The following is a 23,184-nucleotide window of genomic DNA, read 5'->3' on the forward strand; positions in this document are numbered from 1 at the left end:
CCTTTGGCATCCTTCTGAAGCATCAGAAAGCGCCGCACGGCGCTTTCTTTTTGCCCTCCGTTTTCGAGAGGGGCCGGAAGCTTAACTGGTATAAGCTGTCGACTCATAATCGACCGACAGTGGGTTCGAGTCCCACCCGGCCCACCAGCAGTTACTTCAAACTATCAAAGGGTTAGCGGGGTTTTGGTCCCCGGCGGGTGGCCTTCAGGGACACTCTGGGGACAATTCGGGGACACTGGTGGGTTACATGACCCACTGGGCGTTCTTAACCTCGCCTTACTCACTCGCCGCCTACTAGCGGTTTTGTGCCCTCCGTTGAGTGGCGACCGCATTGACACCCCCAGGAGCCCTATCGCCTAAGAGGGCGACGCTATCCCTTCGCGGGGGAGGCCGGCTCGCTGAGAATCAACCCATAATCTCCCCGCAGTTCGCGGTCAACTAGATGAAACCGGTCCAACCCAAGACCAACCCAATGTGTTTCCTCAATGTGCTCCAGTACTATCATTTGGAAGCCCCCATACTCATCCATTTCCTTCACGAATTGGTCAAGTTCGCGAAGCACTACGTCTAGGCTCACGATATCGTCGGTGAGCTTTCCGTCGGTCCAGTACGGCGTGCTGGGCTGATCCAGCACTAGGAAAGATGGCACCCACGGGACGCGTCGCAGTTTAGCGATCTCGTGCAGTGCCAAGAAATATGCGACGTGCAAGTAGAGATAGTTAGACGCACTTCCAATGTCCGGCATCTTCTCGGCTCGCGACAGATCCGGTGCGTACAGCGTTATCAACCGCTCTCGTTCGGCGAAATGCGCTGAAAAGCCCTCGTAGCCCTTCAACTTTAGCCGGGTTAACCTGGCGTTAATGCGCCGGTTTAGCTCTTCTTTGGTGTGGGCAGTCTTCTGGCGGTCTGCCTCGACTGTTGATTGCAGTTCGCGGATTGGACCATCAAGCTCTTCGTCCATGGCTGGCCGTTGGAGGTCATCGCGTCCGGCATAAAGTTCAAGCTTCGCTTCCAGCCGCCCAAGATACTTGTGGTAGGCCTGTGAGCTGAGGGGTATCGCTGCACTTTCCTGTAGAGCCGCTTGCCTAGTACGCAGGTCGCCGATGCGCTTCTCGTTTTCGTCAATTAACGTTTGTACCTCCTTCAGAAATGGGAAGGAGTCTCGGCTGCGGATGGCTTGTTCGATCTCGTCCAGTTCGGTCCTCAGGCGCGACACTACCTGATGGGCCACGAATGAGGGAAAGACTTGCTGCGGGCCATCATCGAATAGAGTGGTCGGTTTCAGCGCATCGGCCATCTCCCGCAGCGCTTTCTTATGGTGGTCTCCGCTTTCAGCAAAAGCAACGAGACGGCGGTTCTTGGCGCGAAGCTCGAAAATCTCAGCCTCGATTCGGTCGGCCTCCTTGAGCTGTGCCGGCAGGATGTCAGCTAGTTCTAAGGCTTGCCGTAATGAAGTCACCTGTTCCGCAGGCTCATCGGGGAAACTGTCAACTAGCCCGAAAGTCGCGGCTTCTCGGCCGAGTTCGGCGAGCTCGTCGGAGAAGGCGTGAGTCGCCTTGTCATACACCGCGTGCTTTCTCGCCTGCGCGGCCTTCTTGCGCTCCAGGTCAGCCAGCTGACTGCGCGCCAATGCCGTCTTGACATTCTCAGCACCGATGGCCATGCGAAACGTTCGTTCTATCCCTTCTTGATAGCGTCCGTCACCAGGACGGATGTACAGATAGTCAGGAGCGATGATGGTAGTCTGATCCTGATAGCAATGCGCCAGAAAATTCCGAAACGACACTTTCTGATTCGCCTGAATGAACTTGCCACCGAAGGGAACTTTCAGTTCGGGGTCGATCCCGAAAGCGTTGTTGAGGATTCGCTTCAAATTGAAGATGCGGACATTGAATGACGGCCGCTCCGGTATGATCCCGTCCTCGCCGAAGTATGCGCGATCGCTTTCCTGCTGAGCCTCAGACGGGCGTGCAATCACCAGCCCTTTGCCGTCGATGCTTAGCCTGATGCCATACCAGTCCACCTTTGAATCAATATTGGTCTTGGATATGCCCTTGGTCTCACTGGCCAGCAGGCAATAATCGATGATAAATAAGATGGACGATTTGCCTTTGCCGGCATCGCCGGTAATGACGTTGACGCGGTTTTGTTTAAATTCGAGATCCCTGAGTTGCCCGTCTTTTTGCCACAGGAGAATGTTGGTTATCTGAATGTTGCTCACAGCGCGATCCGAAGGGTTTGATAGAGATCGATGACTGGTTCACGCAGGAGCGTGGCGAGATGCGGACCGGCGCGCATTATGTCGCTAGCCGTCTTACCCATGCGTGCTGGCCTATTGTCGTCGAAAAATACTTCCATCAGCATAACGTCACCGCCCACCAGTTGGGTCATGCCCATTTCGCAGGCAAGCACGATTGTGTTCAGTGAGGTCAAGAACAGATCGCTGAAGCGCGCGCTGACCGTCGTGAAAGCTTCCGGCCGCGACAAGATCAGATCCTTGCAGCTTACGACGACGCTTCGTCGGTCTTTGAGTATCTTTCGAATGTTGCCGTCGAATAGCAGAGGCAAGATCAGGAAGGCTTTGGATAGTGGAAGTCGCGACTCCGGCGCGTGCTGCAGGGCCGTCTGCAGAGCGACGCTACCAAGCAGTTCGTTGGTAGTCAGGGCATTCATGACTTGAATCTCGTTTCCCAATCTTTTGCCCAGCCGATTCTCGGCTGATCCGACAGGCTGATGAATTTGCCACGACTCATCGCTATGGGGAGCGATTGCTGGTTGGCAGTCAGCGACTCCCTGATAGTTTGTTTGTAGCAGGTAAAAGCCGCTTTGCGTTGCGCAGCCTCGTCAGCGTGCGTCTCGCTGTGGGCATCGCGATGGATCTCTGTCCAAGCGCTGTGCGCACTGTTTTCCAGCCGGACGTTCTCGGTGTGCCCAAAGAGCCCCCGCGCTCGCAGTTCCTCAATGAAGTCTTCGGTCACCTTCATCTCAATGCCTCGATCGATGATCTCGTCGCAGGTCACATCCAATTCGGCAAGCTGCGCCTGGTACCTGCTTCTGAGGAAGGATAGGTCTTGAGGGCGGCGATAAGCATAATATCGATCTACAAACTCCTCAAAGTTTGCTCTGTCAGATCTCGCGGCCGCTACAATGAGCGCGAGTCCTATCCTATTGCGAAAATCGTCGAAGGAAACGTTGATCTTCTTGTTGGCACAGATGGTCTTAAACTTGTATTCCTTGAACGCTCCGATTAGTTGATGCCGGGTCGCAGAGAGTTGAGTGGGCGGCACTGACAGGTACGTCAGAAGCACGTCGATTCGCGCAAGGATCGCATTGTCGTCCGCATGAAACTCAAAGCGCTCAAAAAGAAAGCGCAACTGTGCGTCAGATGCCCGGGCCAATGCGCTAACGTGGCCCGCGATCGGATTGGGCGATGCACCGGTGGCTTTCTTGGCGTCGGTAGCGGCGATGTCATCGTGCGTCTCACGGACATGCGCGATGATAGCCTTGATGTCTTTCTCAGGTGCTTTGAGGAGGCTGACGAGTTTCTGGCTGTTTAGCGCCTTGTTTGTATGAAGCCGAAAAGCCACCTCGCGGTCTTGTGGCAATTCAGGGAACGCCTTAAGCCAGTTGGCGAGCGTTTTCCAAAGGTCACAATCCCGGTCCGTAATGTTGCCGCCGCACAAGCTATGCTTGACCTGATACAGGAGAACTTCACTGGTTATTGTCTCGAGGTGGATGTCGTCAAAGACTTCAAGCCCGAGTGATTCGCCAGGTCGGAGTTCCAAGAGTTTTTCTATGAACACTAGGTCTTGAAATTCGAAGCCCAGTGATGTCTTGTCCGCTGAAACTGCTTCTAATTGGCCCATAGTCGTTATATCGATGTACGGCGATTTTTCTGGCGGCGCCTAGCTGGGAAATGCAGGCACCGTATCGCGCGCTCGATGATAACGTCCGGATCGATCCGTGGCTATGCCCGACGTTAACCGATGCGGCTATCGGGTTCGCCGTAAGCCGGCAAGATTGCGCTTCACGATCTGAGCAACAGGACCGAATAACTTACATGCGAGAATCGCAACTGACGTTTCCTGCAGGTCGCCAACCAAATCCCGGTATTTACCGCGCCCTCCCCGTTGCTCATCCGATGCCGGAACGCCTTGTCTCGCCTGCTGTCCCCGTTGTGCGTGGCACCCAACCCGCCTACATCCAGATACCGCTAACACAGCGTTGCGGTCCGTGACGGGGCCGAGGCGTGTGTCAGCGCATTCTCCAGCCGCGCCATCTCGAGATCGTTCTGGCTGCCGTCGATCCACTTCGCGTAGGTGCGCAGGAACATCTCGACCGTATGGCCGAGCTGGCGCGCGCAGAAGGCGGGCGTCATGCCGGCCATGAGCATGCTGGTGGCGTAGGAGTGGCGCATGTTGTACGGGCGACGGTAGCGGATCCCTAGACGTTTGAGGATTCGGGACCAGTACACGCGGGTGAACGCCTCCTCGCTGTGCCACGGCTTGCTCGTGCGCGGGTCCTGGAATACGCGGCCACCGGCCACCTGCGTGAAGGCACGCTGGCGCTGCAAAGCGGCGTACGCGCGGCTGTTCAGGCGCACGAGCCGCGCCTCCGCGGTCTTGGTGCGGTTCTTCTCTTCGCCTGCCACCAGGACGCGCTCGATGGCGATCGTGTTGTCCTTGAAATCGACAAAACGCCATTCCAGCCCGTTGATCTCCGACGTGCGCAGCCCCGACCAGAACCACAGCTCGATGTAGTTGTGGATCTGTGCATCGACCTTGGCCGCTTCGGCGATGATCGCTTCCGACTCCTCGCGCGAGAACGGATCGGTCGGCTGTCGTTGGTGCTTGGCGCGTGAGACGCTTTCGGCGATGTTGGTCGGCATCAGCTGATCGGCAACGGCGACACCCAGCGCCAGTCGCAGCACCGACACGTAGTTGTTGATGGTCTTGCCGGAAAGTTCCCGGCGGCTGGCGATGGCTGTCAGGATGTGTGAAAGCTTGAGCGCGGCGAGCGGCAGGCTACCCATCTTCCGAGCTCGGTTGTCGCAGGACGCGCGACACCAGAACTTGACGGCGGCGTCGTAGCCGATGCGGGTGGAGGTTTCGATGCGCGTCATGTCGAGCCATTGCGTGAGCCATGCTTCGACGGTGGGCGCGGCGCTCGCGTGCTCCTGTACTTTGCGCTTGGTGGACGCTTCGCCGGGCTCCTCCGACGGCGGCTGCGCGCTCGCGGCTCTCGTGGATCGTCTCACCGGTGGTTCGACCGGCGGCTCAACGGCCGGCGTGTGCGACGCTGCCCCTCGCTTGACCGACGTGGCGCCTTGCGGAAAGTACTCCATCATGTCGAAGGTGCCCGCCTTGATGCGCGCGCTGACTTCGGCCATGAGCCGGTTGGCGTACTTGATGTTGGCTGGCGTCGGCAGCACCGCCGCGCCGTCGATCATCAGCGTGGTCCGATAGCGCACGCCCCCTGCAGTGAAGCTCAGGCGAATCGAGGCTTCGCGAACTTCTACGCCCCCTGTTGTTCTACCCATCTCTGATATCCCGTCAATGAAATAAAAATGTGGCCGTCCGGCGCCCGGCGATACTCACGTCCGTCGAGCCACCGGCCTTGCTCGATCTTGCGGCGAATCGCTTTCTCCGAAAGACCCGTGAGGGAGGCAGCCAGCGCCACCGTCACGTAGTTGCTACCCGGCGGCGGGTTCGCGACTGGCTTTTCCAACGGCCTACCCATGGTGAGTGATCCTTATCGTCAAGATCGTGTGCGAGCGCGGTTCGGTCTGCGCGGCCGGCCCCTGGCCGTCCGTCCCCGTGTGGGTGAGCGGCAGGCGCACTGTAGCGTCGTGTCGCGGGAACAGCCACTCAGGAGCGTGCGTGGAACACAAGTGTCGCGTTTAGTCGGCACGCTCCGCGAGGCATCCTAAATTGGCTTGACTGCTTCGCACTAAATCGGCACCGACCGGCGTCGCGTTCACCTACCGCCTCGGCTTAAGGCGCGCCCTCGAGCCGCGCGTTGCAGGTAGCCGTTGCCCGCCGCGAGATGCTCGAGATCCCGCTTAACCTTGCGCAAACTGCGCCAGTCGGAGCTGGTCATCGAGATGATGATGAAGTCACCCGTGCTCGGGTGACGCACGCGCACATGATGGTCGGTGCGGGTCACGTCCAGCCCGGGATAGCGCCCGAGCAGCTTGCGCACGTTCTTGTCATGGATGATGCACTTCATCGGTCCTTCCTTTGATGTGAGACTTTCGCAGTCCTTAGTGAAATACACGCAAACCGGAGCGTGGGGCGGCACGCTTCAGTCTGGGTCCGTACCGCGCTGCGCTTTCGCGATCATCTCGGCATTGATCTGCGCTGCCATTTCCTGCAGCTCGTCGCGTTGTGTCGCGTCCGCGAGCGTGTCGATCAGCTTTGAGGCGGCGAGCAATGCGGCCTGATCCTTCGCCTTATTCAGGCGCTCGGCGACCTGCGCATACGTCAGCCCGAGTGGCGGCGCCTCGGACTTTGTGCGTGCGTTGCGCGAGGATCTCGCTGTACGCGATTCGTCGTCCGCGGCGCCTGGCGCGTCCAGCGCCGGGGCGGCGGAGGTCGCCGCCTCGCGAATCGTTGCGTTCATCGCGCCGATCGCCGTCGCCGCGTCGTCAACTGATGGCCCGTGAGAGAAGCGCTGCGCATCCCTGGCATCATCACGTGCCAGCACCGCGCGCGCGTCGGTGGACATCGGCAGGCGCTTGCACAGCCGCCGGATCACGCGCACCTTGGCCATCTCGAGCGGCCACCGCTTCCACGGTGCCTCTTCGGCATGCGCCTGACTGAGCGCGCTGAACATCTCGACCTCGAACCACGGCATCGGCTCGAAATAGCGTCCGCCATCCCGCGTGCGCGCATATGCGTAGACCAGCAGCGGGGCGGCCTCGGGTTGCTGAAAGTCGGGGTGATGCCGGAAGTGCTCGCCGTTCTCATCCACCACGTAGTCGAAGCGATCGGCGCGCGTTACGACGTGCGCGCCCAAGTCGGTCAGCTCCCCCGATTGGCGCACGAGTTTCACCAGCCCCCACACCATTGGTTGCCAACTCGCGATGTAGCTATGGGTCTCCCGATAGCGGTACGCGACGATGGCGCCTTCGCGACCATCGGGCAACAGACCGTCTGAGGCGCACTCCATCGTCGCGCGCAGCAGCGAGCGGGGGGAGGCTTTCGCGAGGTCGTCGTTGGATTGGACCGCTGTCATCACGACGCGGCAGAAGGTATCCAGATCGATATGGCGGGGCAAAGCGGTGCGCAGTTGCTCGCGTTGCGCGGGCGAGTCCAGATCGCGGCGAAAGGTGGCGATGCGCATGCTCGTCTCATCGGTGCGGGGATCAGTCACGATCGACTCCTTGTGCATCGCTTGAGTGCAGCGCCCATTTCGGCAGGCGCAGCAGCTGAATCGTCTCGGGGTAGCCCGGCCAGCGCCGCGCGCGCAGTGCCTGCGCATACACTTTTGCCGCCGCGCGCACCAGACGCCGGCCCTCGTCGAGCCCGTCGCTGTCGATCTCGTAGCAACCGCAGCCGAAGGGCGGCTCTGTCTCGACCGCGATCCAGGCGAAGAAGGGCGGCGACGCATGTTCTGCGTGCTGGACGGCATTGCGATAGTGCGCGGCCTGCGCGTGGTAGCGGAAGTTCGCCACCGAGCGGGCGAAGGCGCTGGGCGCCGCATCGGCGGTGGTCTTGAGATCGACGATGCCGAGGTCGGCGCGTAGTACGTCCAGTCGCGCCTTGCAGGGGATGTCGAACGCCTCGTCCTGCCAGAAGATGGACACCTCGGTGGCGATGTTCTCGAGGAGCATGCGCGCGCCGGCATGGGCATAGACCGCATCGCGCACGCGCTGGGCGCGATCGAACTCTTCCTGCCTCAACGGCACGCGGCCCTGCAGGTTCGCTTCGAACTCCGTCCAGACGGCCTTGTCGGCATTCGAGCGACGCTCGCACGACGGCGTGATCGCGACCGGCGGCGGGCGATGCGGCTCGAGCACCAGCGCATGGACGACGGTGCCGAGCGCCATCGCCGCGGTTTGCGTGCCTGGCGTCGTGCGCCAGAGGCGATAATGGGCAGGTGAACGAAGCAACCTCGATATGCCCGAGGCGCTCAAGGCTTCACGCGCGTGATAGTCGATGGCGGGCAACGCATCGAGGCGGCGGGTGGTGTCGCATGTCGGCGCCGTGCCGCCTTGATTCTCAGACGAAGTCACTCCGTCGCTGACAGCGATGGATTGATTCAATACGCTCAATTCCGGCATGACGTCATTCGGTTAATTGAATGCGGCCGCATAAGCTGTGCTCTCTTTGAAACGCGCCATTTCAAAAGCGGGTCCATGCTCTCGCGCGTAAGGTAATGCGCGCCGTGGAAATGAAGATAGGCAAGCCGTAAAGCGATTTCAAGTAGACAGGAATTAGTTTGCAGAAAATAGTACCTGTCGAACATGCTCGACACTTGATTTTTACGGATTAAAAGAAGCGTATAAAAATCAATGAGTAAGCGCGCTAGAAAAGACAAGAATTTAAGAAAGCGGTGCGATGTTCGACAGTATGTTCGACACCCTAGGATATGTACCTATCAAAAAAAAGATTTGACGCACGGATTTACGCAGTCCTATCTTTAGGTGGACTTTCACGGGTTAGGACTAAAGGCGTTTTGAAATGGCTGACACCAGAAGAGCGGTGAGAGCGAGAGCGGCGCGGGTGATCGGAGTGAACGGCAAACGTTATCCGGCATCGTACGCAGAGAACCGCGAAGCCATACGTCAAGCCATCGAAGCCAATCCCACGGCGACCAACGCGGAAATAACCCGGCGTTTTAATTCATCTCGCGATACGGTCATCGAAGTGCGGCGCGCGCTGGCTGAAGCACCGAAAGCTCGGCACGAGGAATTCGCTTATGTGCCGCTCGCGCGCGTCATCGGGTGGATCACGGCGACATCGATGCGCTTGGGCGCAGCATCGCGACAATCGGCCTGTTGCATCCGATCGTCGTGACACTCGAACTCGAACTCATCGCCGGAGAACGGCGCTTGATGGCGTGTGTGCGTCTGCAATGGGAGCGCGTGCCTGCGCGTCTGGTGGATCTTCAGTCGATCGTCTTGGGCGAGTACGCGGAGAACGAGTTGAGGAAGGACTTCACCGTATCGGAGCGCCCGTTCACTTATGCCGACTTGGAAGGACTCGCACAGGCGATCGCGCGCCGTTCGTCGCCGACGTACGAGACGCTGTTCGTCAAGATCTGCGAGGTCGTCTCGGCAACGAGCGTTGTGGAAGTGCAAGCCATTGTCTGGTGAAGCACCTCGCAATTCAAGCACCTCACGGTAGGACATCATGCGTCTGACTGACAGCCCGCCGCCGGTGACGGTCCCGTTCGCGCAAAACGGCAGCCGCAACGGCATTCCCGTGCCGTCGCAGGTCAGCGTCACGAAAGGCGCGGCCTCGTTCACCGACGGCTTCCCGCCACTGACGATGACCAGTCCGCTCAAGGGCGGCATTCCCCCACTCGGCCAGGACATGAACGGCATCCTGTTCGTGCTCTCGCAGATCGCGCGCTGGCTGATGGCGGGTGGCTCGCTCGCCTACGACGCGACGAAATGGCGACTGGAACTTGTCCACGGGTCCAGGTGCGATCCTCAACCGGCCGAACCTGGCGAAGGTCGCCACAAGCGGACAATACAGCGATCTGGCCGGCGCGCCACCGGCACCCGTCAATGCCGACTGGACCGCCGCATCGGGGCTCGCGCAGATTCTCCATCGCCCCGATCTCGCCCCGTAACGACCAGCGGTCAGTACAGCGACCTGTCCGGCACGCGGACGATTCCGGCGGCGCAGGTCAATGCTGACTGGAACGCGGCCAGCGGGCCGGCCCAGATTCTGAACCGACCGAACTCGGCCAACGTGGCGACGACGGGGGACTACGCCGACCTCACGGGCGAGCCGGTCATCGCGACGCCACCGCAGTTCGACGACAGCAGCGCTGCGGCGAGGTCGGCGTTCGTGCAGCGTGCGCTCGGCAGCTTCTCGGGGCACGTGACCTGCAGCGAGAACGCGACGCTCGACGCGAGCCACGGGGGCATGGCCATTCAATGGGCCGGCGCCGATGGCGGCACGCTCACGCTCGCGCGCACCGCGACGCTGCCGCTGAACGCAGTCGCGTTTCTGATCTACCACCACGGCGCGCGTGTCCTCAACTTGCTAGCACAAGGCGGCGACTTCACTGGATGGGCGGTCCGAACGACGTGCCGGTCGTCGTCTTGCAGCCGGGCGACTTCGCGTTGTGCCTGTCCCGCGTGAACGGCGAATACGATGTGCTGGCGACGCGCCTGCCGGTCAATGCGGACTGGAACGCCACCTCGGGCGCGTCGCAGATTCTGAGCAAACCGGATCTCGCGACGGTGGCGACCTCAGGCCGCTACGCGGACCTGTCGGGCACGCCGACGATTCCCGCTGCTCAGGTGAACAGTGACTGGAACGCCACCTCGGGGGTGGCGCAAATCCTCAACAAGCCTAGCTCGCTCGGCGGCTCGGCCTCGGGTTTGCACATCGAGCTGGGCTATCAGCCGAATGACCGCGGCATTGACTGCGGCGATCACTACCAGCTCGACTTCGGCATGGCGACGAGCACCTTCGGTGGGTTCCAGTTCACCCTCAACAGCGACAACTCAATCTCCGTGCCGACCGGCATGTATCCGGTGACTGCCGATGCCGAAATCAGTGCGTCGCCCGAGGATGTCTGGCAGATCCCGGCGCAAATGACGTTCTCGGTGTGCGTCGGCTACGGGTATCCAGGCGTGTACCAGCAGGCGGTGCGGCGCTTCCCCGATGCGTCGCTGGGCACGCTGCAGAAGGTCAGCACACTCGGCTCGCTCGCCCTCGCTGGGCCGATTGCCATTTCGGCAGGCGACCACGTGTGGGCGGGCTTCAGCAAGGTCGTCGGCCCGAACACGCAAACGACGCTAATGATCCACGGGCGCTCGTCGCTCACCAAGGTCGCGTAGGGCAGCGGGCATGCGCCGGCTCGTGCAGGTGTGCGTGCTCGGCGCGCTGCTCGGGTCGCTCGGGCTGGGCCGTGCACCTTCGTCTATGTCGAAGGCGACCATAACGCGGTGAGCGATGTCGGCGGACACGGTGGTGGCGTGACATTGCCAGCCCGCACCGAATCATCGAATGCTGTGCCTCGGCGCTTGCCTCGCCACTGCGGCGAGGTAAGGCCGCGTCCCCGGTGCAATGCGAAGCGCGAGGGTTTCGTGGCGAACGTCAATAAGAGATCGAATAGTGACGATGCGCTTATGCCACGCTGACCAATTTAGGAGAAATCGTATATCTGTATTGGGGTCGGACTGGTAATTTTGCAGCCACTTTTCATGGCGAGCTTGCAATGCCGGTCACCCGTCGGAACCCTACGCATTCTATATGCGTGCATAAGAGCACGAGGCCCAATTGCGCGTGCCGTCTCGCTCGTCTTGCGTGAAGCGAGTCGCATGGACCCGCGCCTTCTCGATACCTATCTCAGCGAACTGCGCTTCATGCAAGCGCTGGGGGACGAGTTCGCCAGCGATCATCCCAAGATCGCCGCGCGACTCGGCATGGTCGCGGGAAGCATCGCCGATCCCTACGTGAATCGGCTGCTACAAACATCTGCGTTCGTCAACGCGCGTATGCAGATGCGGTTCGACGACGAGTTCCCGCTGATCACGCAGGCGCTGCTGTCGTCGGTCTATCCCAACTACCTGTCGCCCACGCCTTCCATTGCCGTTGCGCGACTGTATCCCGGCGGCAAAGCGGCGGGCTTCATCTCGGGGCACACGATTCCACGCGGCGTGGAACTCACGTCGGTGCGCTTGACCGCTACGACGAGCTTAACCCTGGCGAGGGCTTGCGCAGCCTGTTGCGCCTCTATCTATCGGCCGATATGCCTGCGTTGCGGCGGCAGGTGGACAGTCTGACTTCGGCGACGCTCGCGCCGGTCAATTGCGTCGTGCCTCCTGCGACGCCTCCGATGGTGCGCGCCCTCGAATGTGCCGTGACCTTCGATGAGGACGACTTCGATGGCGCAAGCCCCTACGCGCTGGGGCTTGTCCTGGAGCATTACCTCGCACGGCACGCTTCAAGACACTCTTACACCAAGACGCTGCTGCTTTCGAAGCAGCGCGGGCGCATTGCCGAATGGGCGCCTCGGCCGGGCAGCCGCAGCACCGCGTGATCCGCAGGCAAGCACGCAAATCGAATCCCACGCGGCCTCTGCCGTGACTCAATCAAAAGAACCAGGGAGAAGTAACTGATGTTCTACCCGCTGCAAAGCCGCACGCTGAAGATCGAGTGTGACGCGCTGCCCACCTGGGGCGGCAACGAGATCCTCATCCCTCAGCGAGTGCGGGGCGTCGAAGCGCTCGGCGAGCTCTTCAAATATGAGGTGGACTTCGCGTCCGTCGATAGTCCGACGTTCCGCATCTGGGACGCGCGCAAGCTGCTCAAGCCGGACGATTTGATTGGTAAAACGATCGCCATCCAAATCGAATTCGAGGGCAAGGGAACGTTCATTCCCGGGCTACCCGGCGATCTCGGCGCGGGCAACGTCGGCGCGGGCGTGCGCACGATCAACGGCATCATCACCGAAGTGCAGCAGACGGGCAGCGATGACAGGCGCGTCTATTACCGGTTCACGGTAAGACCGTGGCTATGGCTCGCCACGCAAAATCGAGATAGCCGGGTGTTCCAGGACATGAGCGTCTTGGAAATAACCGAGAGCGTTCTGAAGAGCGGAAACTATAAGTTCCCGTGGAAGACGCGCTTGGCTGCGGTCGCGCTGAACAACAACGTCTTTCCGAAGCGCGACTTCATCCGGCAGTTCTGGCAGAGCGACTACGAATTTCTACAGCAGCTCTGGACCGAGTGGGGCATCTACTACCACTTCGACGGCATGACGCTGGTGCTGTGCGATTCGCCCGGCTCGCACAAGAAGCACGGCAACGCGTACGACACGGTACTGTATCACGCGCCCGAAGATAAACGTATTGACGAAGAGCACATCCACAGCCTCAAGGTGCTGCGTCAGATCACGCCGGGCGACGTGACGGTCAACGACTACGACTATTCTCATCGAGATTGCCGTGGTTGTCATCGTGTACTCACTGGATCACACTCGAACCGATGACATGAACGACCGAAGCAGCGCAATTAGGAACGCGTACGCTTCGGCCCACAGCGCCCGAAGGCATTGCGGGCCTGGCAACAATCGGCGCAACGGCTTCGATCAGGCTCGCGCTGGCATGCCGTGCTTCGGCGCGAACAGGATGCGGGTGATCGAAGCGTAATCGCGTCGTCGTCGCCTTCTGGTCGTATCACAGGATGACACTCGCAACGCGCCGCAGCGTATTCACGTCCAGCGCTGAACAAGAATCACCGCGGATGATTCCGCACAAAATCCCGATAAGACGAATAAGCCGGCTTCTGCGAATGCCCGTCACCGCGAATCATCCCATACGCGCCTTCCGCATCGTCATAGAGCTCGTACGCCTGAATCGACTGGATGTTGTACTTGGACGCCACATTCACATACTGGGACATCATGTCGCCGCCCGTGAGATACCTTGCGATCTGCAACAGCGATCCCAGGCTCGGGCGCACGCCGAATTCGTTGATCCAGATCGGCTTGCCCATTTGATGCAGCACCGCCAACACGTCGTGACAGCCGGTACCGCCGCAGGCGTGCGTGATGTCGCCTTCGTTCGAGTACCAGTGCCATGCCGTGATGTCCCAGTTCACGGTCGGATGGCCCCACGAGCCGTCAGGCTGCGAACCGTCGCCCAGCATCTGGTAGAACGCATAGTGCAGCCACGTGCCGCCCAGAACGATCTTCCCTTCGGTGTCCTCCGATCTCACACCCGCAATCAAGCCGCGAATGATGCCTCGGGCAATTTCGTAGCGGTGATTGTCGTAATGTTGCCAATAGACGCCGTCGACATTTCCGTTGAGCGTGCGCGCCTCCAGTTCGTTGCCGACTTCGTAGTACTTGTAGTGGTACGCGCTCGCGGTCTGTTTGCCGAGTCTATAACCCGCGTTATAAGCATCTTGCTCGTTGCTATAGCCAAGACCCAGCAGCATGACGGGATAGACGGTCACGCCGCCGTCTGCCATGGTTCGTGCAATGCCCGCGAGCTTGTTCGCCGAAGCCTGGTTGTAGACCTCGTTCCGGTAGATCGTCGCGCCGAGGTCGCGGAGTTGCGAGAGCTGCGTCTCAGGGCTGGAGATGTCGTATGCGCCGCCGCTGTTGTTATGGCCGTTCATGCCATAGAAGATCGAGCCGTTCGTGTTCGCGCTTTTCACCGTCGCGGCGAGCGTGCTGCTCTTGTCGGTGGCTGCGTCAACGGGACTTCCGCTTTCGCCGCCGCAGGCTGCAAGCAGCAGGCTCGTCATCATTGCGCTGACTACCGCGCCGCGCTTAAGCGACGTGAAAGGCCGGATAAGGAGTGAGCAAGGTCGAGTCGATTTCGTCATGATTATTAGTCGTACTAAATGGCGTGCCGAGTCATGCACGATGAGATAGTGCTTTCATCGTCTCGGATGGCTCGGACTGAAAGGGAAGCAGGCCGCGCAAAAAATCATCGCGGCGCACATCAACCCACGAATGGATGAAACCGATGGTTGAGACGTACTGCCAGCAGAAGCACGGCAGTCGAGGGCGACCAAAAGATCGCCGATGCGTTCGGTCATGCGCGACTCATCGCGCGTTCAAGACGGATTCGCGGCGAAGCATGCAAGCATCGCGGTCGATCCCACGCTGACTCGAATCCGCCGCATCCAACATGAGCAGTCAGATTTACCCGCTCTATGCGAAGCGATGCGTCGAATAGGCAAGCGTTGCCGGAAACCCGAGGCAGCGGCGAAAGATTACTGTGTTCTCGCTTCGATGTAAACCTTCAGCGCAAATCATTCCGTCTCCATCCTGCGGGAACCGGCTATAAAGTTCGGTATCCCTATTGATGTTTCATGGCGTGACGTAACGGCGCATGCATTGAGGGAAAAGCGATTCGGCGCATTCGATAATGCTTCGGATAACCAACGAACGATATCGATATGAGGATTGATTGCCGCCGGGAAAAAAATACCCCTACTGAGCGATCGGCGCCGTCTGCTCGCGCCGAGCCCGATCATGTTAGCCTCTCGTTTTTTGTCGCGGCGGCGGGCATTGGGCTGCTGCAATCAATCGCACATCACGAATATGACGTACAGAAGTCCGCAAGTCGCCGAGTTGATGGCGCAAAGGGAGTCGCTGGAGAAAGAACTGGCCGAAGCACGGCGCAAAGAAGAGCGCCTCGCGCTGATCGAGATCGTCCAGAAGATGCGTCAATACGGCATCTCGTTGAACGAACTGATGGGCCGTAAGGCCGGCGCGCAGCATTCGGCGCCGGACGCGGCCATCAAGTATCGGGATCCGGAGAGCGGGGCGACGTGGAGCGGGCGCGGTCGCGCGCCGCAGTGGATCGCGGGCAAGGATCGGGACGCGTTTCTGGTCGAACAATCTGCGAGCCTGCCACCGCGGCACGCTTCGCAGGCTTCCCTCTTCGCGGACGAAGACTGAAGCGCGCGCAGGGATGAAGGCTTCGCGTAAGCCCATCCTGCGCGCGCGAGCGCCGTATTACTGCGCCAATACGACCTGGGCGATCAGGCCGGTTGCTGCGGCGACGAGCACGTAGTCCGCGCCGACGCCGACCCACTGATATCCGCGCGGCGGCTGACGCAGGCCGCGGCCGCGCCAATCGTCGACCACATACTGATGGTCGCGATATTCGCTCGAAAGGCGATCGCCTTTGTGCCAGTCCGGATGACCGCGGTCGCGATCCGCATGATCCTGCGGGCGGGGCCCGTCGTGTGCATCGTGGCCGTCGTGTGCGTCGTGGCCGTACATCATCGGCGCGTGATTGGCTTGAGGGCCGTGATTCTGATCCGGGCCGTGCCACTGCTGTGCGAAACTCGCCCCCGCAGTAAGTCCGAGACCGGCAGATAACAGCGCAACGACGATTCCTTTTTTCATGGAACGTTTCTCCTCGTAGAGTAGTGATTGATCGCTTGCCAGGGTTATTCCCTTGTGCGCGAACAGGCGGTCACTCTACGTTGCAAGGCGCGGCGATGGGGTGAGATTGTGTAAGCAACGCTTACTTCCCATTACGCGCATTACGCGCATCGGGCGGTAAGCTTTGACGGGCAAAGCGTCCCGATGCCATATCCGCCCATACATGACGCTGAATAAGAACAATAAAAATGTTTTTCTATCGTCGGGCGGCTTTCTGGCCCACCATGAAATGATTTAATAAAGCATGGAGAGAGACATGGAAAGCACAGCGGATTTGAAGCGCTACGAGTTATTGATAGGCGGGGAATTCGTCGCGCCGAGCGGCGGCGAATATTCGACCAATCTGAATCCCGCGACCGAAGAGGCCATCGCCCATGTCGCGCACGGCACGTCGGCTGATGTAGACCGCGCAGTGCAGGCGGCGCGCGCCGCGTTGAAGCCCTGGAACGCGATCCGCGCCGCCGAGCGCGGCCGCATTCTGATGCGGCTTGCCCAGCTGCTCCGCGAAAATCAGGAAGAACTCGCCGCGCTCGAAAGCCTCGATGCGGGCAAGCCCATTGCCGGCGTCCAGCGGCAGGACGTGCCCGCCGCCATCGATACGCTCACCTACTACGCCGGCTGGTGCGACAAGATCAACGGTCAGGTCGTGCCCGCGCGGCCCGATGCGCTGACCTACACGGTGCGCGAGCCGGTGGGCGTGGTCGGCGCCATTGTCCCGTGGAATTTCCCGCTGATGATCGGCATGTGGAAGATCGCGCCCGCGCTCGCCTGCGGTTGCACGCTGATCGTGAAGCCCGCCGAAATCACGCCGCTCTCCGCGCTGATGGTCGGCCGCCTCGCGCTCGAAGCGGGCGTTCCGCCGGGCGTGCTGAACATCGTCACGGGCAAGGGCTCGGTGGTCGGGGATTCGATGGTCGCGCATCCGGGCATCGACAAGATCACCTTCACGGGTTCGCCTTCGGTCGGGCGGGGCATCCTGCAAGGGGCGGCGGGCAACTTCAAGCGCGTGACGCTGGAGTTGGGCGGCAAGTCGGCCAACGTCATCTTCGCCGATGCCAACATCGACAGCGCGGTGCGCGCCGCGGCATCGGGCATCTTCTTCAACGCGGGACAGGTGTGCTCGGCGGGATCGCGCGTGTTGGTGCAGCGCGCCGCCTACGACGACGTGGTCGAGCGCCTTTCCCAGCGCGCGCAAACCATCAAACTCGGCGATCCATCGAAGCGCGAGACGAACATGGGACCGCTCATCTCCGCCAAGCAGATGAAGACCGTGCTTGATTACGTCGATATCGGCACGGGCGAGGGCGCGTCGCTCGTGACGGGCGGGCGGCGCGCGGGCGAGCGCGGCTATTTCGTCGAGCCGACGGTCTTCGCGAACGTCGAGCACGAAATGCGCATTTCGCAGGAAGAGATCTTCGGGCCGGTGGCGAGCGTCATTCCTTTCGACGACGAAGCGGACGCGCTGCGCATCGCCAACGGCACCGCTTACAGTCTGGCGGCGGGCGTTTGGAGCGCGGACATCGGGCGGGTGCATCGCATGGCGGCCGGACTCAAGGCGGGCACCGTCTGGGTCAATACCTACGGGTATACGGACGTGCGGCTGCCGTGGGGCGGTTCGGGCGATTCAGGCTTCGGCCGCGAGCACGGCGACGTGGCCATCGAGAACTTTACGGAGCCGAAGGCAGTGTGGGTGTCGCTGACGCCCTAAGCGACCGATGAACGCCGCGCGTTGGAAACGCGCGGCGGTTCTCGCACAACGCGAGAAGGCGGCCGAAGCCGCCCCGAATACATCGCGAAAGAAAGACTTAAACGCGCGCCTGCACGCCTTCCTTGTCGCGCGCACGCCAAAGCCGAGCGCGCTGCGTGCTGTCCTCGTACTGAACCGTGTTCTGCCGGCAAGCTTCCATCGTCATGTTCTTGCGCTCGACGATCGCCTGGCAGAGAAACTCCGCGCTATACGCCTTGAGCAAATGCGGGCACTGCGTCCCGATGTACTGTGCGATCTTCCCGTAGTCGCTGTCCGCCGATGCCAACGAGCGATACGTGTCCGCGTCCCAGCGGAACATCAGGTCGAGTTCTTCGAAAGCGGTGTTGAACGCGCAGACTTGCGCCAGAACTTCGCGGTCGTCGCTGTGCATGGCTTGGCTCATGATCGTCTCCTCAGTGGCCGCAGGGCATACACGCAGGATAGGAAAAGCCATTCATACAGGACAGTCAAAGTTTCTTCGGCTAACCATTCCGTTTGAGTTATGAATCGGGTTTACCCGTCTTTGCGACGATATGCGTGATCGCCTCGATCTGCGCAGCGCCTTCCTCGACGAGAAATTGCTTGAACGCGAGCGCCACCGGCGGCAAGCGCTTATTGTTGCGATGCACGACAAACCAGTTGAGCATCACGGGAAAGCCTTCTATATCCAGCACGGCGAGCTTGCCGACCTGCAATTCCATGCTGATGGTATGCGCGGATAAAAAACTCACTCCCATTCCGGCAATCACGGCCTGCTTGATGGTCTCGGTGCTCGTAATCTCCATCGCGACGTTGAGATTAGTGAGCCTGCCGGCGAAACCTTCTTCCATCGAATTCCACGTATCCGAGCCACGCTCGCGCACGATGAACGGTTCGTCGGTGAGCGATTCCAGCGGGATATTGCTTCGTCCGACGAGCGGATGGTCCGGCGGCGCGACGATCACATAAGGATGCGGCGCAAACGACACGTTGACCGTGTCCATATCGCGCGGCGGGCGGACCATGACGGCGAGATCCGTCAAATTGTCGGAGAGTTGATGCAGCAGTTCCTCGCGGTTATGCACGGCGAGATTGAGCCGGACATCCGTATTGCGTTTGGTGAATTCGGCCAGCAGACGAGGAAAGAAGTAATCGCCCGCGCTGATCACGGCGACGTTGAGCGTGCCTCCGGAAATACCCTTGAGACGCGCCATTGCGTCGTCGGCTTCGCGGAATTGCTCGAGTATCGCCCTGCTGTAATGGAGCATTTCGTTCCCGGCCGGAGTGAGATAGATTTTCTTGCCGAGCTGTTCGAAGAGAGGCAAGCCGGCGTGCTCTTCGAGTTCCTTGACCTGCGTGGAGACGGCCGGCTGCGTGAGATAGAGCTCTTCCGCCGCCCGCGAAAAACTCAAGCGTCGCGCGACCGTTTCGAAGATTTTGAGTTGGCGCAGAGTGGCATTTCGCAGCACGGCAGGCCCTCATCCATTCACGATAGCTAACTTATACAATAATTTTTTTTAACTTTCCTTAATCATTTTTGTCCCGCACGATGCTTTCACGTGCCCGCAGTTGTAAGCCGGTTTAGCCGACGCAGTGAGCGCGGCAGAGCACGCAGCATCGAGCCCGACAGGGCTGCATCGACCATCCGGACCTCTTGGGAATCGCTCGAAATGATTCTTCGATCGCCTGACGCGGATGTTGGCCCCAAGCGCGAACCCATCGCCCTTCTGGACACGCGACGCCACGCCCGCGCCGCCTGGCCGGAGCACCTTCCCTGACCGACCGCAACGCCCGCCGGCCCCGTGCCGGTGATCTCGCTGGACATCAAGCGCCGCACGAGCGCAGAGACAGATATCGGAGACAGACATGGCAAGCGCAGACACGGTGGTGTCCGGGCAGTCGCACGGGCGTCATCACAACCGTTGGATTCAGCTGGCGATCGGCATTCTATGCATGGGCCTCGTCGCCAACCTCCAGTACGCCTGGACCCTTTTCGTCGTGCCGATGGATGCCAAGCACCATTGGGGCCAAGCGGCCATTCAGACGGCGTTCACCATCTTCATCGTCACCGAAACCTGGCTCGTGCCGGTCGAAGGCTGGCTCGTCGACAAGTTCGGGCCGCGTCCGGTCGTGATCGGCGGATCGGTATGCGCGGCCATCGGCTGGGTCATCGATGCGCATGCGACAAGCCTCGTCCATCTCTATATCGCGGCGGTCATCGCGGGCATCGGCGCGGGATGCGTGTACGGCACATGCGTCGGCACGGCGCTCAAGTGGTTCCCGGACAAGCGCGGTCTCGCGGCGGGCCTGACGGCGGCGGGCTTCGGCGCGGGCGCGGCGGTCACGGTCATCCCGATCTCGAACATGATCCAGTCGTCGGGCTATGAGCACGCGTTCATGTTCTTCGGCATCTTCCAGGGCGTGTGCATCTTCCTGCTCGCGCTCATGCTCGTGCGTCCGAAGCCTCCGGTGAACGTCGCGCCGGCCAAGCGGATCGTGTCCACCAAAATCGACTACACGACCGGCCAGATGGTGCGCTCGCCGCTCTTCTGGGTGCTCTATCTGATGTTCGTGTTCGTCGCGGCGGGCGGCGTGATCGCCACCGCGCAGTTCGGGCCGATCGCGAAGGAATATGGGTTCGCCAAAATGCCGGTCAATCTGCTGGGCATCACGCTGCCGCTGCTCGCGATGACGCTTTCCATCGACAATCTCTGCAACGGCTTCACGCGTCCGCTGTGCGGTTTCATCTCGGACAAGATCGGCCGCGAGAACACGATGTTCATCATCTTCCTGGGCGAAGGCGTGGCGCTGCTCGGGCTGATGCAGTTCGGACATCATCCGTATCTCTTCATGCTGTTCGCCGCGATGACGTTCCTGTGCTGGGGCGAAATCTTCTCGATCTTCCCGGCCACGTGCGCGGACACTTTCGGCAGCAAGTACGCCGCCGCCAACGCGGGCACGCTGTACACGGCGAAGGGCACGGCCTCGATGCTGGTGCCGCTCGCGTCGGTGCTCGCGTCCGTCGGATCGTGGAATGCGGTGTTCATCACGGCCGCGACGACGTCGATTGCCGCCGGTCTGTGCGCCAAGTTCGTGCTTGCGCCGATGAGAAAGCGCTGGATCGAGAACACGGTCGCCGCCACCTCGGGCGAGTCGTCGATCAACGCGTCGTTTCAGGCGGGCTGGCCCGAAGCGCCGGGCAAGACGTCGGTTCAATAACGAACGCAAAGGAAGGCAGCGCATGCGCGAACGCCCGGCCGCTCCCGCGCATGCGCTTTCGGTGTCGCTGCACCAGTTGCGGCTTTTCGTGACGCTCGCGCGATACCGCAGCTTCACCCGCGCCGGCGACGAGTTCGGCATCACGCAATCGGCGGTGAGCCGCAGCATTCGAGAACTCGAAGACGAAATTGCGCTGCGGCTTTTCGACCGGACCACCCGCCAGGTCACGCTCACCGACACCGGACGCAAGCTGCTGGCGCGCATCGCGCCGCTCGTCGAGGAACTGGAAGCGACGCTGCGGCCGCGCGCCGACGCTCAAGCCGGGCAGGGCATTGTCAACATGGCGAGCAGTTGCGGCCTGACGGCGAGCGTGCTTCCCGCGCTGCTCGCGTCGTGCAAGGAGCGGCTGCCGGACGTGAGCATCACCGTGATGGACCGGCCGCAGAACGCCGTGCTGCAACTCGTGCGCTCGGGCGAGGCGGAAATCGGCGTCGTCATTGCGCCGGACAATCTCGACGAACTCGCGTTCGAACCGCTATTCGCCGATGGTTTCGCAGCGGTGGTCGGCGCGTCGCATCGACTGGCGGACGCCGCGCGTCTGGAGTGGACGCAGTTGCGCGGCCTGCCGCTTCTTCTGCTCGACGACGACGCCGGCAGCCTCGCCGCCGTCGAAGCCGCGCTCGCGCGCCACGCGGTGGCGGGCGCAGTGCGACAGCGGCTGACGCAGCCGGTCGCGGTGGCCCGTATGGCGGACGCCGGTCTCGGCGTCGGCGTTCTGCCGATGCACGCCCGCCTCGCCTGCGACAGCGCCCGCACGCGCTTCATTCCGCTCGCGCCCGACCCCGCCCGCACGGTGATGATCGTGCGCCGCCGTGGCCGCGCGCTGCGCGAAAGCGCGGCGCATGTCTGGTCCCACTTCATCGCATCCTCGACGCATACTCTCAACACGTCACAGGCCATCGAGGCCTGACCGACGCGTCCGTTCATCCCGACGACACCGTAAGACCGCCGCCGCATGCGGGTTTTCGCTCGTCTGCCGCCGCACGAATCGCCTTGTTCCGGGTGAGCGTGGAATGTAGTATCTTGTATATCAGAAGACCGCAAGACTACGACTCTAGGAGACGAGCATGAAGATCTGCGTGTATGGCGCCGGAGCCATCGGCGGTTACATGGGCGCGCAACTCGCGCGGGCCGGGGCGGACGTCAGCTTCGTGGCGCGCGGGCCGCACCTCGCGGCGATGCAGGCGAACGGCGTGCGGCTCAGGATCGACGGCGAGGAGCACACGGTCAAAGTGCGCTGCACGAACAATCCCGCCGAACTCGGGCCGCAGGACTACGTGATCATCGCGTTGAAGGCGCATTCGGTGCCGGGCGTCGTCGACCTGATGCCGCCGCTGCTCGGACCGGACACGGCCATCGTCACGGCGGTCAACGGCTTGCCTTACTGGTACTTCTATCAGCACGGCGGCGCGCTCGCCGGCACGACGCTGCAAAGCATCGATCCGGGCGGGAGGCAATGGAGCGTGTTCGGACCCGAGCGGGCCATCGGCTGCGTGCTGCTTCCAGCGGCGGAAATCGTGGAGCCGGGCGTCATCGAACATCACTACGGCAAGAAGTTTCCGATCGGCGAGCCGAGCGGGGAAACCACGCCGCGCCTTCAGGCACTGCACGACATCATGGCCGCCGCCGACATGGAAGCGCCCATGCGCGACAACATCCGCGATGAAATCTGGCTGAAGCTCTGGGGCAACCTTTGCTTCAATCCGATCAGCGCGCTCACGCACGCCACGCTCGATGTCCTCACGAGCGACCCCGGCACCCGCGCGCTCTCGAAGGCGATGATGCTGGAAGCGAAGGCGATCGGCGACAAGATCGGCGTCAACTTCCGCGTGGACGTGGAGCGGCGTATCAACGGCGCGGCGGCGGTTGGCGCGCATAAAACGTCGATGCTGATGGACTGCGAAGCCGGCCGTCCCATGGAGATCGACCCGTTGATTACGGTCGTGCAGGAAATCGGCCGCCTGGTGCACGTGGAAACGCCGATGATCGATGCGGTCCTCGCATTGATCAAGCTGCGCGAAGCGGTGAATCAGGGGACCGCCCGGGCGCCTGCACCGCCGCAAACGCAAAAAGCGGCCTAA

General features: G+C 61.3%; 23 protein-coding genes and 1 tRNA gene. 12 read left to right on the forward strand and 12 right to left on the reverse strand.

What is annotated here, in order from left to right; all coding sequences use genetic code 11:
- Positions 1-70: 70 nt before the first annotated feature.
- Positions 71-147, forward strand: a tRNA-Ile gene (locus NCR35_RS14945).
- A gap of 223 nt (positions 148-370) precedes the next feature.
- Here the strand turns inward: NCR35_RS14945 and NCR35_RS14950 are convergent.
- From NCR35_RS14950 to NCR35_RS14985, 8 genes are all read right to left on the reverse strand, one after another.
- Positions 371-2,221, reverse strand: coding sequence for a DUF3732 domain-containing protein (locus NCR35_RS14950; protein ID WP_250534928.1), 1,851 nt, complete (start codon positions 2,219-2,221; stop codon positions 371-373).
- Positions 2,218-2,673: a three component ABC system middle component gene (locus tag NCR35_RS14955; RefSeq protein ID WP_250534929.1), complete on the reverse strand. Its 456-nt coding sequence runs from the start codon at positions 2,671-2,673 to the stop codon at positions 2,218-2,220. Before NCR35_RS14955 ends, NCR35_RS14950 begins: the two co-directional genes overlap by 4 nt.
- Positions 2,670-3,866, reverse strand: coding sequence for a hypothetical protein (locus tag NCR35_RS14960; RefSeq protein WP_250534930.1), 1,197 nt, complete (start codon positions 3,864-3,866; stop codon positions 2,670-2,672). Before NCR35_RS14960 ends, NCR35_RS14955 begins: the two co-directional genes overlap by 4 nt.
- Before the next feature lie 347 nt (positions 3,867-4,213).
- Positions 4,214-5,539: a site-specific integrase gene (locus tag NCR35_RS14965; protein ID WP_250534931.1), complete on the reverse strand. Its 1,326-nt coding sequence runs from the start codon at positions 5,537-5,539 to the stop codon at positions 4,214-4,216.
- Positions 5,515-5,739 carry an excisionase family protein gene (gene xisR / locus NCR35_RS14970; protein WP_250534932.1) on the reverse strand — a complete coding sequence of 75 codons (225 nt, stop codon included), beginning with the start codon at positions 5,737-5,739 and terminating at the stop codon, positions 5,515-5,517. Before xisR ends, NCR35_RS14965 begins: the two co-directional genes overlap by 25 nt.
- A gap of 237 nt (positions 5,740-5,976) precedes the next feature.
- Positions 5,977-6,228: a hypothetical protein gene (locus NCR35_RS14975; RefSeq protein ID WP_250534933.1), complete on the reverse strand. Its 252-nt coding sequence runs from the start codon at positions 6,226-6,228 to the stop codon at positions 5,977-5,979.
- Positions 6,229-6,303: 75 nt separating this feature from the next.
- On the reverse strand, positions 6,304-7,374 hold the full coding sequence (locus NCR35_RS14980; RefSeq protein WP_250534934.1) for a recombinase RecT: 1,071 nt from the start codon (positions 7,372-7,374) through the stop codon (positions 6,304-6,306).
- Positions 7,367-8,284: a PD-(D/E)XK nuclease-like domain-containing protein gene (locus NCR35_RS14985; RefSeq protein WP_250534935.1), complete on the reverse strand. Its 918-nt coding sequence runs from the start codon at positions 8,282-8,284 to the stop codon at positions 7,367-7,369. The genes NCR35_RS14980 and NCR35_RS14985 overlap by 8 nt, the downstream gene beginning before the upstream one ends.
- A 630-nt stretch (positions 8,285-8,914) precedes the next feature.
- On the opposite strand from NCR35_RS14985, the gene NCR35_RS14990 reads away from it, so the two are divergent.
- The 6 genes from NCR35_RS14990 (at position 8,915) to NCR35_RS15015 (ending at position 13,179) form a co-directional block, all read left to right on the forward strand.
- A complete protein-coding gene (locus NCR35_RS14990; RefSeq protein WP_350029204.1) occupies positions 8,915-9,319 on the forward strand; it encodes a ParB N-terminal domain-containing protein in 405 nt (134 codons plus the stop codon).
- Positions 9,320-9,356: 37 nt separating this feature from the next.
- Positions 9,357-10,319, forward strand: a complete 963-nt coding sequence (locus tag NCR35_RS14995; protein ID WP_250534937.1) for a hypothetical protein — start codon at positions 9,357-9,359, stop codon at positions 10,317-10,319.
- Entirely contained in the window at positions 10,265-11,023 is a 759-nt protein-coding gene (locus NCR35_RS15000; RefSeq protein ID WP_250534938.1) for a hypothetical protein, read from the forward strand. Before NCR35_RS14995 ends, NCR35_RS15000 begins: the two co-directional genes overlap by 55 nt.
- A gap of 483 nt (positions 11,024-11,506) precedes the next feature.
- Positions 11,507-11,971 carry a type VI secretion system baseplate subunit TssF gene (locus tag NCR35_RS15005; RefSeq protein ID WP_250534939.1) on the forward strand — a complete coding sequence of 155 codons (465 nt, stop codon included), beginning with the start codon at positions 11,507-11,509 and terminating at the stop codon, positions 11,969-11,971.
- Positions 11,938-12,228 (forward strand): type VI secretion system baseplate subunit TssF, encoded by a 291-nt coding sequence (locus tag NCR35_RS15010; protein WP_250534940.1) that lies wholly within the window; start codon positions 11,938-11,940, stop codon positions 12,226-12,228. Before NCR35_RS15005 ends, NCR35_RS15010 begins: the two co-directional genes overlap by 34 nt.
- A gap of 78 nt (positions 12,229-12,306) precedes the next feature.
- Complete coding sequence (locus NCR35_RS15015) at positions 12,307-13,179, forward strand: type VI secretion system Vgr family protein (RefSeq protein WP_250534941.1); 873 nt, start codon at positions 12,307-12,309, stop codon at positions 13,177-13,179.
- Positions 13,180-13,424: 245 nt separating this feature from the next.
- On the opposite strand, the gene NCR35_RS15020 is transcribed toward NCR35_RS15015, so the two are convergent.
- The gene (locus tag NCR35_RS15020) at positions 13,425-14,444 is read right to left on the reverse strand and encodes a lipopolysaccharide biosynthesis protein (protein WP_250534942.1); all 1,020 of its coding nucleotides are present in this window, start codon (positions 14,442-14,444) and stop codon (positions 13,425-13,427) included.
- A gap of 802 nt (positions 14,445-15,246) precedes the next feature.
- Between NCR35_RS15020 and NCR35_RS15025 the strand changes: the two genes are divergently transcribed.
- The gene (locus NCR35_RS15025; RefSeq protein WP_250534943.1) at positions 15,247-15,606 is read left to right on the forward strand and encodes an H-NS histone family protein; all 360 of its coding nucleotides are present in this window, start codon (positions 15,247-15,249) and stop codon (positions 15,604-15,606) included.
- A 57-nt stretch (positions 15,607-15,663) separates the two neighbouring features.
- On the opposite strand, the gene NCR35_RS15030 is transcribed toward NCR35_RS15025, so the two are convergent.
- Entirely contained in the window at positions 15,664-16,059 is a 396-nt protein-coding gene (locus NCR35_RS15030) for an RcnB family protein (RefSeq protein WP_250534944.1), read from the reverse strand.
- 295 nt (positions 16,060-16,354) lie between these two features.
- On the opposite strand from NCR35_RS15030, the gene NCR35_RS15035 reads away from it, so the two are divergent.
- Positions 16,355-17,806 (forward strand): aldehyde dehydrogenase family protein, encoded by a 1,452-nt coding sequence (locus NCR35_RS15035; protein ID WP_250534945.1) that lies wholly within the window; start codon positions 16,355-16,357, stop codon positions 17,804-17,806.
- A gap of 97 nt (positions 17,807-17,903) precedes the next feature.
- Here NCR35_RS15035 and NCR35_RS15040 read toward each other — a convergent pair whose 3' ends face one another.
- A complete protein-coding gene (locus tag NCR35_RS15040) occupies positions 17,904-18,248 on the reverse strand; it encodes a hypothetical protein (protein WP_250534946.1) in 345 nt (114 codons plus the stop codon).
- A 97-nt stretch (positions 18,249-18,345) separates the two neighbouring features.
- Positions 18,346-19,290 carry a LysR family transcriptional regulator gene (locus tag NCR35_RS15045; RefSeq protein WP_250534969.1) on the reverse strand — a complete coding sequence of 315 codons (945 nt, stop codon included), beginning with the start codon at positions 19,288-19,290 and terminating at the stop codon, positions 18,346-18,348.
- A 400-nt stretch (positions 19,291-19,690) separates the two neighbouring features.
- Here NCR35_RS15045 and oxlT point away from each other — a divergent pair, with 400 nt between their 5' ends.
- From oxlT to NCR35_RS15060, 3 genes are all read left to right on the forward strand, one after another.
- The gene (oxlT, locus tag NCR35_RS15050) at positions 19,691-21,043 is read left to right on the forward strand and encodes an oxalate/formate MFS antiporter (protein ID WP_250534947.1); all 1,353 of its coding nucleotides are present in this window, start codon (positions 19,691-19,693) and stop codon (positions 21,041-21,043) included.
- A gap of 22 nt (positions 21,044-21,065) precedes the next feature.
- Positions 21,066-22,013 (forward strand): LysR family transcriptional regulator, encoded by a 948-nt coding sequence (locus NCR35_RS15055; protein ID WP_250534948.1) that lies wholly within the window; start codon positions 21,066-21,068, stop codon positions 22,011-22,013.
- Positions 22,014-22,170: 157 nt separating this feature from the next.
- Positions 22,171-23,184 (forward strand): 2-dehydropantoate 2-reductase, encoded by a 1,014-nt coding sequence (locus NCR35_RS15060; RefSeq protein ID WP_250534949.1) that lies wholly within the window; start codon positions 22,171-22,173, stop codon positions 23,182-23,184.

The organism is Caballeronia sp. AZ10_KS36, assembly GCF_023631105.1.
Classification (GTDB): Bacteria; Pseudomonadota; Gammaproteobacteria; order Burkholderiales; family Burkholderiaceae; genus Caballeronia.